Raw genomic sequence first — 12885 nt, 5'->3', positions numbered from 1 at the left:
GGGAGGACGAACTCCGAGCTGGCGAGGCGCCTGCTCAGATCACCGTCGCCCCGGCCGCCGGCCCCGCCGCCGTACGCACCGTCCGGCACGTCCCGGACGCCCGCAGCACCCCCGCCACCCTCTCCGCCGACCCGGCGTCGCCCGCCAGGAACGCCGTCGTCGGGCCCGACCCGGAGACCAGCGCCGCGAGGGCTCCGGCCGCGCGGCCCGCCGCCAGCGTGTCCGCCAGCTCGGGGAAGAGGGACAGCGCGGCCGGCTGGAGGTCGTTGGAGACGGCGGCGGCCAGCGCCTCCGGATCGCCCTTGGCCAGGGCGTCGAGCAGCGGTTGCGAGGCGACCGGCGCGGGGATGGCACGGCCCTCGGCGAGCCGGTCGAACTCCCGGAAGACCGCCGGAGTCGACAGCCCCCGGTCGGCCATCGCGAACACCCAGTGGAAGGTCCCGCCGACCTCCAGAGCCGTCAGCTTCTCACCGCGCCCGGTGCCGAGGGCCGCCCCGCCGATCAGGCTGAACGGTACGTCACTGCCCAACCCGGCGCAGATGTCGAGGAGTTCGGCACGGGAGGCGCCCGTACCCCACAGCGTGTCGCAGGCCAGCAGCGCGCCCGCCCCGTCCGCGCTGCCGCCCGCCATGCCCCCGGCGACCGGGATGTCCTTGGCGATGTGGAGGTGCACGGCCGCCTCGATGCCGTGGCGTCCGGCGAGGGCCAGGGCGGCGCGGGCCGCGAGGTTGGTGCGGTCGAGCGGGACCTGACCGGCGTCCGGGCCCGCGCAGGTGACCCGCAGTTCGTCCGCGGCGGTCACCGTGACCTCGTCGTAGAGGCCGACCGCGAGGAAGACGTTGGCGAGGTCGTGGAAGCCGTCGGGCCTGGCGGCGCCCACGGCGAGCTGGACGTTGACCTTGGCCGGGACGCGTACCGTCACCGTCTCCGTCGCCGTCTCCGTCATGGGGCGGTCTCCTTGTACTCCGACTGCTGCCGGTGCTGCTGCTGATCCTGGTGTTGCCGGGGCCGGTCCGGTTGGTCGGTGTGCCCGTCACGCACGGCGGGCTCGGCGTGCCCGGCCTGCTCGGCGTGCCCGGCCGGTGTGCCGTGCCCGGCCGGTGTGCCGTGCTCGGCGATCCGGGCGAACTCCTCCACCGTCAGCGACTCGCCGCGCGCCTGCGGCGGGACACCGGCGGCGACCAGCGCCGCCTCGGCCGCGGCGGCCGAGCCCGCCCAGCCGGCCAGCGCCGCCCGCAGCGTCTTCCTGCGTTGCGCGAACGCGGCGTCGACGACCGCGAAGACCTGGGTCCGGGAGGCCGTCGTCCGGACCGGCTCGGCCCGCCGGACCAGCGAGACCAGCCCGCTGTCCACGTTCGGCGCGGGCCAGAACACCGTGCGCCCGATGGCCCCGGCCCGCTTCACCTCGGCGTACCAGTTCGCCTTCACGGACGGCACGCCGTACACCTTGGAGCCGGGCGCGGCGGCCAGCCGGTCCGCGACCTCCGACTGCACCATCACCAGCGTCCGTTCGATGCTGGGGAAGGTTTCGAGCATGTGCAGCAGCACCGGCACGGCCACGTTGTACGGCAGGTTCGCGACCAGCGCCGTCGGGGCCGGGCCGGGCAGTGCGCCGACCGCCATCGCGTCGGAGTGGACCAGCGCGAACCGGTCGGCGCGCTCGGGCATACGGGCCGCGATCGTCGCGGGCAGGGCGGCGGCCAGCACGTCGTCGATCTCGACGGCGGTGACCCGGCCGACCGCCTCCAGCAGGGCGAGGGTGAGGGAGCCGAGCCCCGGACCGACCTCGACGACCACGTCGTCGGGGCGGACCCCGGCGGTGCGGACGATCCGGCGGACCGTGTTCGCGTCGATCACGAAGTTCTGGCCGCGCTGCTTGGTCGGGCGCACGCCCAGCGCTGCCGCCAGCTCACGGATGTCGGCCGGGCCGAGGAGGGCGTCGGGGAGGGGGCTGCTCACGGCACAAGGGTACGGGGCGACCGCCACCGCCTCGGCCCACGGCCCGGGGAGACCCGAGAGCCACGGACCACGACGGGCCACCGGCCGGGTGGATCCATGGACCACGACGGGCCACCGGCCGGATGGGTCCACGGACCACGACGGGCCACCGGCCGGGTGCTCAGCTGTGCAAGCGCATCCCGCAGTGCGGCCAAGGGCTCGATCCGTGCCGTAGGTACAGCTTCTTCGCCCGGTAGGTCTGCTCCGCCGGTGAGGCGTCCTGCGGGCGTCCCTTGCCGCCGAGGCCGTGCCAGGTGCGGGTGTCGAACTGGTAGAGGCCGCCGTACGTCCCCGAGGGGTCCACGGCCGTGGGGCGACCACCTGACTCGCAGGCCGCGAGGCCCTGCCAGTTCAGGCCCTCGGCGCCCTCGACGGAGGGCGGCGGCGGCTTGACGCCCACCCGTACGAGCTGGGTGCGCGGTTCGCGGACCACCTCGGCCCGCTCCCGGCGGGGCTTCTGCCGCACCCCGTTGACGGTCCGCATGAGGTACGTGACGCGTCGCACACCGGGCTGCCCGGCGCTGTCGACCACCTCGATGCCCCGGAACAGCGAGGGGTCCTCCGTCCGGCTCACCTGGAACGGGATCAGTTCCTCGCGGACCTCCTTGGCGCCGGTCACCCGCAGCACGGTCACCGTCTGGCCGTCCCGCGGGAAACTGCCGAGCGGCACGGACGTGGTGTCCTGACCCCGCAGGGTGACGCCGGCTCCCTGGACCGCCTCGCGGACGGTCGCCGCGTTGGTGCGGACGACGCGGGCACGGCCGTCCGCGATGACCGTCACCGCGCGTTCGGTGCGTACGTCGAGGGTGAGACCGGAGCGGCCGATGGGCCGGGAGCCCGGCACCGACAGGTACGCGCCCTCCGCACGCACCCCGAGCCGGCCGAGCATGCCCTCCACCGTGCGGGCCGTCGTCCACACCTCGTGCCGTCGGCCGTCGAGCGTGAGCCGCACGGGACGTCCGTGGTCCACGGTGACCTGGTCGCCGCTTTCCAGCTCGGCGTCCCGGCCGGGCGTGACCCGGTCGTGCGCGCCCACCGGCAGGTCCTCCTCGGCGAGCAGTTCGCGCACGTCGTCGGCGAAGGTGTGCAGGGTGCGCGCCTTGCCGTCGACGCTCAGTTCGACCGCCTTGTCCTTCGCGACGAACGCGGTGGTGCCACCGGCGAGGAACGCGACGACCAGCGCCTGCGGCACCAGTCGGCGCATGGCGGACTCCGAGCGCCGGGCGTTGCGCTCCCGCCGCCGGCGCGCGGCGCGCCGGTCCGACCGGGGGCGCAGACCGGACTCGCGCAGACCCGGCTCACGCAGACCGGACTCGCGCAGACCCGGCTCACGCAGTCCCTGACCGAGCCGGGACTCGCCGGAAGCCTGCCGGGGCAGCAGCCGCTGTTCGTAGGCGGGCCGGTAGGTGTCGCGGTACCCCCCGCCCATGACGGGCGTCTCCCACATGTCGTAGCCCGCCGTCGGGTCCGGGCCCGTGCCGTACCCCGCCGTCGGGGCCGGTCCGGGGCCGGGAATGTACGTTCCGTACGGCCCGTACATCCCATCAGTCCCGTACGTCTCGTACTGCGGATTGCTCACACCGACACGCTCCAGAGGGCCAGAAGGGTGCAAAAGGCCCCCAGAACCTAGCGGAGCACCCGTCATCCTCCAAAACGACACAACAGCAGACAGTTGGGAAAAGTCGTCTCGCGACCGCCCGGGATCAGTAGGCGAAGGCGCGGGCGGTGTTCGCCCCCAGGGCCGTCGCCAGCGCGTCCTCGTCGATGCCGCGCACGGCGGCCATGGCGCGCACCGTCACCGGAACCAGATACGGCGCATTGGGCCGTCCGCGGTACGGCGCCGGGGTCAGGAACGGCGCGTCCGTCTCCACCAGGACCAGTTCCAGCGGGGCGGCGGCGAGGGCGTCGCGCAGGTTCTGGGCGTTCTTGAAGGTGACGTTGCCGGCGAAGGACATGAAGTAGCCCTCGCGGGCGCACACTTCGGCCATCGCGGCGTCGCCCGAGTAGCAGTGGAAGACGGTGCGCTCGGGGGCGCCCTCCTCCTTGAGGACGCGCAGCACGTCGGCGTGCGCGTCCCGGTCGTGGATGACCAGCGTCTTGCCGTGCCGCTTGGCGATCTCGATGTGGGCCCGGAAGGACCTCTCCTGGGCCGCCATGCCCTCGGGCCCGGTGCGGAAGTGGTCGAGTCCGGTCTCCCCGACGCCCTTCACCTCGGGCAGTCCGGCCAGCCGGTCGATCTCGGCGAGCGCCTCGTCCAGGGCGGCGTCCCCGCCGGGCACGCGCGCGCCCTGCCGGGACCAGCCGTCGGGGTCACCGTGGACGATCCGCGGCGCCTCGTTGGGGTGCAGGGCGACGGTCGCGTGGACGCGGTCGTGGGCCGCCGCGGTCGCCGCGGCCCACTGGGAGCCCTTGATGTCGCAGCCGACCTGGACGACGGTCGTCACCCCCACCGACGCGGCCTTGGCGAGCCCCTCCTCGACGGTGCCGGACTGCATGTCGAGATGCGTGTGGGAATCGGCGACCGGCACCCGGAGGGGTTCCGGGAGCGGGGGCGCCGCGTTCTTGTCGGCGGTGTCGGCGTTCGAAGACATGTCCTGATCCTACGGACGCGGCCCACCGCGCCGACCGGCGAGCGGGACGGCCCACCGCGCACGGGAACGGGACGGCCCGCCTCGGGCGGGCGGCGGGCGCCAGGTCAGCCCGCCGCGCACGGGAAACGGTGTCGCCCGCCGCGCACGGGAACCGAGTCGCCCGCCGCGCACGGGTGCCGGGCCGGTCCGCCCCGGCCAGGAACCCTGCCGGCCCGCCCGCCTCCGCGGCGGATCCGGGTCAGCCCGCCTTGCGCTGGAACGGGTGGAGGAGATCGGCCAGGTGCCAGTGGCGGTGCGCCGGCTCCCGGTCGGCCGCCAGCGGCGCCGTCGGCACCTGCGGGACCTCGACGGGTCCGGCCGGCGGCGTGCGGTGCGCGTTCCCGTACGCCGCCGCGCCGCGCACCGACGCGACCTGCCCGGCCCGCATGATCCGCACCACCTGTCCGTCGCAGTTCTGGCACGCGGGCCGGCTCAGGGGCGACGGAACGATCCGCCCGTTCGTCACGTATATGACGAACTGGGCACCGCCGGCATCCGTGTGGTGCTCTATCTCGTACGACTGCTCCCAGCCGTGCCCGCAGCGCATGCAGGCGAAGGAATACGACTCGTGAACGACGGCTGTGGCCGCACCGCGGAGGCCGGTCTGCCCTGCGATCTCACTCATGCCAGCTGCTCCTCTTGTCCGCTGGACAAGCGCCCCCTGCGTACGGGACTCCCCCCGGAATCCCAACGGGGACGGGGGACGGGTCCGCCCCCTCGACCCAGTGGACTCCCGTGCCGGAGCGAATGCACCGGGGCCTGTCGAGTGTTGGAGCCGATTTGGACTTCCCTTGCCCTGGCGGTCCCGGCGGGCGGGCGCGGGCTTTGCCTTGCACGAGCCCCCTTTGCCCACCCATGGGGCCACGCGCCCCGCAAGGGGCGCGGGGAATTGGGGGTCCCCCCTGTTCGAGCGAAGCCGAGATCTTGGGGGAGCGCCGAGCCACAACCCACCCGCACCCGACCGACCTCCGCCCCACTCCCCACCCGACGCCTCCCACCGGCGCCCCCAGTCCCCCGCCAAACCCAGCGGAGCGCTACCGCTTAGCCGCCACCACCGCGTCGAACACCTCCCGCTTGGGCACACCCGCCTCGACCGCCACCGCCGCGATCGCCTCCTTGCGCCGCTCCCCCGCCTCCTCCCGCGCCCGGACCCGGCGCACGAGTTCGTCTGCGCCGAGATCCTCGGGGCCGGGTTCCGGGGCGCCCTCGACGACGACGGTGATCTCGCCCCGTACCCCCTCGGCCGCCCACGCGGCCAGCTCGGCGAGCGGGCCGCGCCGTACCTCCTCGTACGTCTTGGTCAGCTCCCGGCAGACCGCGGCCCGCCGCTCGCCGCCGAACACCTCGGCCATCGCGGCGAGGGTGGCGTCGAGGCGGTGCGGCGCCTCGAAGTACACCAGGGTGCGCCGCTCCGCCGCGGCCTCCCGCAGCCGTGACAGCCGCTCGCCCGCCTTGCGCGGCAGGAACCCCTCGAAGCAGAACCGGTCGACGGGCAGCCCGGACAGCGCGAGCGCGGTGAGCACGGCGGACGGCCCGGGGACCGCGGTGACCCGGATGTCCCGCTCGACGGACGCGGCGACCAGCCGGTATCCGGGGTCGGAGACCGACGGCATCCCGGCGTCCGTGACCAGCAGCACCCGCGCGCCGCCCAGCAGCTCCGCGACCAGCTCGGGCGTGCGGGCCGACTCGTTGCCCTCGAAGTAGGAGACGACGCGCCCCTTGGGGGTGACGCCCAGCGCCTGGGTCAGCCGGCGCAGCCGCCGGGTGTCCTCGGCGGCCACGACGTCCGCGTCCGCCAGTTCCGTCGCGAGCCGCGGCGGGGCGTCCGCGACGTCGCCGATGGGGGTGCCAGCCAAGACAAGGGTTCCAGTCACCCGACCATCCTCCCAGGGGCGGTCGGAGGCAGGCTCGTCCGGATCGGTACCGCCCAGGCGCGGGACTCACACAGAAGGGTTCCCTACGATGGCGCGGTGACCAGTACCGCGTCCTCCATGGACACCCGGCAGGGCCAGGCCCCGCACGACCAGCGGCCGTCGTGGCTGCGGCGACTGCGCCACTTCGGCTATCGGACGGACCCGGCCGGGACCGACCACGGCCTCGGCGACGTCCGCGACCGCCTGGTGCCGCCGTTCGCCGAGCCCAGCCCGCGCCTGTGGCACGCCCTGGGGATGCCGCCGGCCCTGGCCGAGCGCGTCACCCGCTGGTCGGGCTGGATCGGCCCGCTGCTGGTGACGCTGATGGCGGGCCTCATGCGGTTCTGGCACCTGGGCAGCCCGAAGGCGGTGATATTCGACGAGACGTACTACGCCAAGGACGCCTGGGCGCTCGTCCACCGCGGTTTCGAGGTCAACTGGGACAAGAGCGCCAACGACCAGATCCTCCAGTCGGGCGGGCATCTGGGCATCCCCGCGGACGCGGCGTACGTCGTGCACCCGCCGGTCGGCAAGTACGTCATCGGGCTCGGCGAGCTGATCTTCGGCTTCAACCCGTTCGGCTGGCGGTTCATGACCGCGCTGCTCGGCACGCTCAGTGTGCTGCTGCTGTGCCGCATCGGCCGGCGGATCTTCCGCTCGACCTTCCTCGGCTGTCTGGCGGGCGCGCTGATGGCGGTGGACGGCCTGCACTTCGTGATGAGCCGCACCTCGCTGCTGGACGGCGTGCTGATGTTCTTCGTCCTCGCGGCCTTCGGCTGCCTGGTCGTGGACCGGGACCGGACACGGGCGAGACTCGCGGCGGCGCTGCCCGCCGACGCCGACGGCCGCGTCCGCCCGGACGCGCACACCGGCGACACGCTGCGCCTGGGCCTGCGCCCCTGGCGCTGGGCGGCCGGCGTGCTGCTCGGACTCGCCTTCGGCACCAAGTGGAACGGCCTCTACGTCCTGGCCGCGTTCTGTGTGCTGGCGCTGCTGTGGGACGTGGGCGCGCGGAAGGTGGCCGGGGCCCGCAGCCCCTACGTGGCGGTCCTCAAGTACGACACCGGCCTCACGTTCCTGGCCACGGTTCCGGTGGCGATCGGCGTGTACGTGCTCTCCTGGCTCGGCTGGATCCTCTCCCCCTCGAACGGCTCGGGCGGCTACTTCCGCGACTGGGCGGCGACCGCCGGCAAGGGCGGCCACTGGACCTTCCTGCCGGACTGGGCGCGCAGCCTGTGGCACTACGAGTTCGAGGTGTACGAGTTCCACGTCAACCTGTCGTCCCCGCACACCTACCAGTCCAACCCGTGGAGCTGGCTGGTGCTGGGCCGCCCGGTCTCGTACTTCTACGAGTCGCCGTCCCCCGGTACGGACGGCTGCCCGGCCGACGCGGGCGGGAAGTGCGCCCGCGAGGTCCTGGCGCTCGGCACCCCGCTGCTGTGGTGGGCGGCCTGCTTCGCCGTCCTGTACGTCCTGTGGCGCTGGCTGTTCCGCCGCGACTGGCGCGCGGGCGCCATCGCGTGCGGCATCGCCGCCGGCTACCTGCCCTGGTTCATGTACCAGGAGCGCACGATCTTCCTCTTCTACGCGGTCGTCTTCGTGCCGTTCCTGTGCCTGGCGGTGGCCATGATGATCGGCGCGATCATCGGCCCACCGGGCTCCAGCGACACCCGCCGCCTGTTCGGCGCGTCGAGCGCGGGCATCCTGGTCCTGCTGATCGCCTGGAACTTCATCTACTTCTGGCCGCTGTACACGGGGACGGCGATCCCGATAGACGAGTGGCGGTCGCGGATGTGGCTGGATACGTGGGTCTAGCTGGGCGTACGTAGCGTGGGGGCGTGGCCGACGGCCGCGCCCCCACGGTCGTTGTCGGACGTCAGTGATCGCCGCCGGTCCCCGCCGGTCCCTGTCGGACGGCCGCAGAAGCCCGAAGAAGCCCACGGACAGCCCGAAAACGCCCGGCAGGGGCATCGCTCCGCACGCGAGGCCGCCCTCACCCTCTGGTGAACCGGCAGGCCGACGCCTACGTTTCCTCCTGGCAACGGAAGTCACCGGAAGGAGCTCCCATGGATGGCGAAGGCACGACAAGACCAAGTGGGGCAGCGGCAGGCGACGTTCACGAGCGAAGCCAACAGCCGACGCCCAACACCTCAGATCCTCTTCCTCAGCAGCCCGGTACGGCATCGCCGTTGAGCCCCACGGGGATGGCGCTGATGAACGACCCGAATTCCTTCATGAATCCCCGACAGGTCCCCGTGCCTGGAGGCACTCGGCGGGACAGTCCGATGCCCTCGGAATCCCCGGACGTCAGGATCGTGACCGACCCGCAAGCCAGTCAGAATCCTCGATCGGTCCCCGCACTTGGAGAAGATCGGCCGGACAGTCCGACGCTCTGGGACTCCCCGAAGATAAACACCGAGACCGGCCCTCAAGCGCCCGCCGAGCCGACCACCGCTCAGACGGCCGAGCCGACCACCGCTCAGACGTCTGAGAAGAGTTCGTACTTCCACCACAACTCCAGATCCGGCAAATCACGCCTCATGGAACAGATCGGGCATTACACCAAGAAGCTGCTCGCACAAACGCAGACGGCGGAAGGGTCCAGGAAAGCCGCCAGACAGCAGGCTGCTCCCGGTACGCGCTGGACGGGCAGGAACGCCGCGCAGCAGAATCAGCAGAAACGGTCGAAGTGATCCCCTGCCTTGTGGCCGGACGGTTCACCGGCACGAGGCTTGCGCGGGGCGGTGTGCGATCACTGTTCGGACACCATCCGACAACATCTCCCACATCAGTGGCCTGCCGCACCTAGAGTACGTGGGTCATGCACGGGGGCACGGGGAGGGGTGCGCGGTATGCGCAAGGGGGCCAAGATAGGCATCGTCGGTGGCGTGTGCGCCGTGCTGGTGGGCGGTGCCGGTTACGGGACGTACAACTTCGTCTCCGCGCTGAATGGCGGCGGGTCGGGCAGCGGTTCCGAGGCCGTGCGCACCGGCCCGCCCGACGCCGCCGAGGTCCGGGAGACCACACAGAAGTTCTTCGCCGCCTGGGAGCGGGGCGACGCGGCGGCGGCGGCCTCGTACACGAACGACGCCGGTACCGCCGGGCCGCTGCTGACGGCGTACGCGCAGGGCGCGGACATCACCAAGGTGCACATCACGCCCGGGACGGCGACCGGTGCCACGGTGCCCTTCACGGTCAAGGCGACGGTGGCCTACGGCGGGAAGTCCGCGCCGCTCGACTACAAGAGCGAGTTGACGGTCGTCCGCGGCCGGACCACGCACCGCCCGCTGGTCGACTGGCGGCCCTCCGTCGTCCACCCCGACCTGAAGGCCGGCGACACGCTCGTGACCGAGGAGTCCGCGAGCCCGCCGATCGACGCCGTGGACCGGAACGGGAAGGTACTGGCGAAGGACGCGTACCCGTCCCTGGGTCCCCTCCTGGACGTACTGCGCGAGAAGTACGGCGCGAAGGCGGGCGGCAGCCCCGGAGTGGAGCTGATGATCCGGCACCAGGACGGCGGTGCCGCCGACACCACGCTGCTCACCCTCGCCAAGGGCAAGCCGGGCCGGCTGCAAACGACGCTGAGCGCGGGTGTCCAGGCCGCGGCGGAGAAGGCGGTGCGCACCTACGACGAGTCGTCGGTGGTGGCGGTGCAGCCGTCCACCGGTGAGGTGCTGGCGGTCGCCAACCACCGCGCGGACGGCTTCAACGCGGCCTTCCTCGGCCAGTTGGCCCCCGGCTCCACCATGAAGATCATCACCGCGGCCACGCTCATCGACAACGGCATCACCACCGCGAACGGGCCCGCGCCGTGCACCCCGGACGCGATGTGGGAGGGCCAGACCTTCCACAACCTGAAGGACCTGGCCCCGAACCTGAACGCGACGCTCTCCGAGAGCTTCGCCCGCTCCTGCAACACGGCCTTCATCAAGTACACGGACGACCTGAAGACGGACTCGCTCACCCGGGAGGCCGAGGACCGCTTCGGCCTCGGCCGGGACAACTGGCAGACCGGCATCCCGTCCTTCGACGGCTCGGTGCCCGCCACCGAGGGCCCGGACAAGGCGGCCGCCCTCATCGGGCAGGGCCAGGTCCAGATGAGCCCGCTGAACATGGCGTCGGTGACGGCGACCGCGATGACGGGCGCCTTCCACCAGCCGGTGATCGTGCCGCTCTCTCTCGACGGCCGCGAGGCCGCGCGGGCGCGCGGGCTGTCCGCGGGCACCGTCCAGCAGTTGCGGGCGATGATGAACCGCACCGCGACCAGCGGCACCGCGTCCGGTGTGATGGCCGGCCTCGGTGGCAGCATCGGCGCGAAGACCGGTTCCGCGGAGGTCGACGGGCAGTCCAAGTCCAACAGTTGGTTCACCGGTTACCGCAACGACGTCGCGGCGGCGGCGATGGCCCAGGACGCCGGCCACGGCGTCGACGCGGCCGGGCCGATTGTCGCAGCTGTGCTACGGGCGGGTGGCTGAAGTCACCCGTACAGGACGGGACTCTAGGGTGGTTTCCGTCGTTTGCCATCGTTGAGGAGCACGAGGGCGACGAGGGCGACGGGGCCCTGGAGATTTCGCGGAGGAACTGAGGCAGTGGGCAAGAGAAGGCGCGTCGCCGAGCGACGGAAGGCCGGACCGGTCGTGCTCGGCGGCATGGCCGCCGTGGTCGTCATCGGCGCCGGGGTCGGCGGCTACGCGCTCTACGGGGGCGGCGCCGCGGCCGACGACGGCGACCGGGCGGCATCGGCGGCGGACCACAAGGCGGTGAAGACCGGCCCGCTGACCGCCACCGAGGTGCGGACCGCCGCCACCCGCTTCCTGACCGCCTGGCAGCAGGGCCGGGCCCCGCAGGCGGGCGCCGCCACGGACGACGCGAGCGCCGCCACCGCGCTGCTCACCGGCTACACGAAGGACGCCCACCTCAAGGACGTCAAGATCACCCCCGGCACCGCGGCCGGCGCCAAGGTGCCCTTCTCCGTGCGGGCCACGGTCTCCTATCAGGGAATCAGCAAGCCGCTGGCGTACGACAGCGCGCTCACCGTGGTGCGCGCCGAGTCCGACGGCATGCCGCTGGTCGGCTGGCACGCCGCCGTCCTGCACCCCGATCTGGCGGACGGCGACAAGCTGGTCACCGGTGCGTCCGGCACGCCGCCGGTGACGGCGCTCGACCGCAACGGCGGGAAGCTGACCACGGCCGCGTACCCGTCGCTGGGCACGGTGCTGGACGGGCTGCGCGAGAAGTACGGCAAGCTGGCGGGCGGCAAGGCCGGCGTGGAGCTGCGGGTGGTGCGCGGCGATGCCTCGAAGAAGGCCAAGCTGTCCGACAAGACGCTGCTGGAGCTGAGCCAGGGCACGCCGGGCACGGTGAAGACGACGTTGAGCCCCGGCCTTCAGGATCTCGCCGAACGGCAGGTCGCCAAGTCGGACCACGCCTCGGTCGTGGTGATGCGCCCCTCGACCGGTGAGATCCTCGCGGTGGCCAACACCAGCCACGGCTTCAACGCGGCCCTCCAGGGCTCGCTGGCCCCGGGCTCCACGATGAAGGTCATCACGTCGTCGCTGCTCATCGAGAAGGGCCTGGCCGCCGCGGACAAGCCGCACCCCTGCCCGAAGACGTTCACCTACGGCGGCTGGAAGTTCCACAACGACGACGACTTCGAGATCAAGGGCGGCACGTTCAAGGCGAGTTTCGCGCGCTCCTGCAACACGGCCTTCATCAGCCAGGCCGGGAAGCTGAAGAACGACGACCTGACCAAGCAGGCCGAGCAGGTCTTCGGCCTGTCCATGAACAACTGGGCGATCGGTGTCCCGACCTTCGACGGCTCGGTGCCGGTGCAGTCGGCGGCCCAGATGGCGGCCTCGCTGATCGGGCAGGGCGGGGTGCGCATGAACCCGCTCAACATGGCGTCGGTGGCCGCGACGGTGCAGGCGGGCAGCTTCCACCAGCCGTATCTGGTCTCCCCGTCCGTGGACGACCGCAAGCTGGCCACCGCCTCCCGCACGATGTCCGCGGGCACCCTCTCCCAGCTGCGCGAGCTGATGCAGTACACCGCCGCGTACGGCACGGCGGCGCAGGCGATGTCCGGTCTCGGCCCCGATTACGGCGCCAAGACGGGCTCCGCGGAGGTGGACGGACAGAAGAAGCCCAACGGCTGGTTCACCGCGTACCGCGGGGATCTGGCGGCGGCTGGCGTCGTCCAGTCGGGTGGCCACGGCGGTGACACGGCGGGCCCGATCGTGGCGGCCCTGCTGCGGGCGGGCGGCTGAGCGGGCGCGCGTGCGGTCGGCCGCGGCGGGCCGCCGAGGGGGCGGTGACCGCCCCCGGGCGACGCCGCGGCCGGGTGCTCA

General features: G+C 72.8%; 10 protein-coding genes. 4 read left to right on the top strand and 6 right to left on the bottom strand.

All coding sequences use genetic code 11. The annotated features are described in order from the left end of the window. Positions 1-34: 34 nt before the first annotated feature. The 6 genes from ACFC09_RS24665 to rsmI form a co-directional block, all read right to left on the bottom strand. Complete coding sequence (locus ACFC09_RS24665) at positions 35-946, bottom strand: 4-(cytidine 5'-diphospho)-2-C-methyl-D-erythritol kinase (protein ID WP_376532002.1); 912 nt, start codon at positions 944-946, stop codon at positions 35-37. Next, complete coding sequence (gene rsmA, locus ACFC09_RS24660) at positions 943-1959, bottom strand: 16S rRNA (adenine(1518)-N(6)/adenine(1519)-N(6))-dimethyltransferase RsmA (protein ID WP_376532000.1); 1017 nt, start codon at positions 1957-1959, stop codon at positions 943-945. Before rsmA ends, ACFC09_RS24665 begins: the two co-directional genes overlap by 4 nt. Before the next feature lie 160 nt (positions 1960-2119). Then, a complete protein-coding gene (locus tag ACFC09_RS24655) occupies positions 2120-3577 on the bottom strand; it encodes a ubiquitin-like domain-containing protein (RefSeq protein WP_376531998.1) in 1458 nt (485 codons plus the stop codon). A 124-nt stretch (positions 3578-3701) separates the two neighbouring features. Beyond that, the gene (locus tag ACFC09_RS24650) at positions 3702-4589 is read right to left on the bottom strand and encodes a TatD family hydrolase (RefSeq protein WP_376531995.1); all 888 of its coding nucleotides are present in this window, start codon (positions 4587-4589) and stop codon (positions 3702-3704) included. A 238-nt stretch (positions 4590-4827) separates the two neighbouring features. After that, positions 4828-5253 carry a hypothetical protein gene (locus tag ACFC09_RS24645; protein ID WP_376531993.1) on the bottom strand — a complete coding sequence of 142 codons (426 nt, stop codon included), beginning with the start codon at positions 5251-5253 and terminating at the stop codon, positions 4828-4830. A 409-nt stretch (positions 5254-5662) separates the two neighbouring features. Continuing rightward, complete coding sequence (rsmI, locus tag ACFC09_RS24640; protein WP_376531992.1) at positions 5663-6502, bottom strand: 16S rRNA (cytidine(1402)-2'-O)-methyltransferase; 840 nt, start codon at positions 6500-6502, stop codon at positions 5663-5665. Between the two features lie 96 nt (positions 6503-6598). Here rsmI and ACFC09_RS24635 point away from each other — a divergent pair, with 96 nt between their 5' ends. The 4 genes from ACFC09_RS24635 (at position 6599) to ACFC09_RS24620 (ending at position 12804) form a co-directional block, all read left to right on the top strand. Further along, the gene (locus ACFC09_RS24635) at positions 6599-8356 is read left to right on the top strand and encodes a dolichyl-phosphate-mannose--protein mannosyltransferase (RefSeq protein ID WP_376531990.1); all 1758 of its coding nucleotides are present in this window, start codon (positions 6599-6601) and stop codon (positions 8354-8356) included. 500 nt (positions 8357-8856) lie between these two features. Beyond that, complete coding sequence (locus tag ACFC09_RS24630; protein ID WP_376531988.1) at positions 8857-9234, top strand: hypothetical protein; 378 nt, start codon at positions 8857-8859, stop codon at positions 9232-9234. 159 nt (positions 9235-9393) lie between these two features. Beyond that, positions 9394-11016 (top strand): penicillin-binding transpeptidase domain-containing protein, encoded by a 1623-nt coding sequence (locus ACFC09_RS24625; protein ID WP_376531986.1) that lies wholly within the window; start codon positions 9394-9396, stop codon positions 11014-11016. Positions 11017-11130: 114 nt separating this feature from the next. Next, entirely contained in the window at positions 11131-12804 is a 1674-nt protein-coding gene (locus tag ACFC09_RS24620) for a penicillin-binding transpeptidase domain-containing protein (RefSeq protein WP_376531984.1), read from the top strand. The last annotated feature ends 81 nt before the right edge of the window (positions 12805-12885 follow it).

This window comes from Streptomyces sp. NPDC056161 (assembly GCF_042268025.1).
GTDB lineage: Bacteria > Actinomycetota > Actinomycetes > Streptomycetales > Streptomycetaceae > Streptomyces.
The sequence above is the reverse complement of the archived record's forward strand: the minus strand, read 5'-3'. Positions and strand labels throughout refer to the sequence as shown.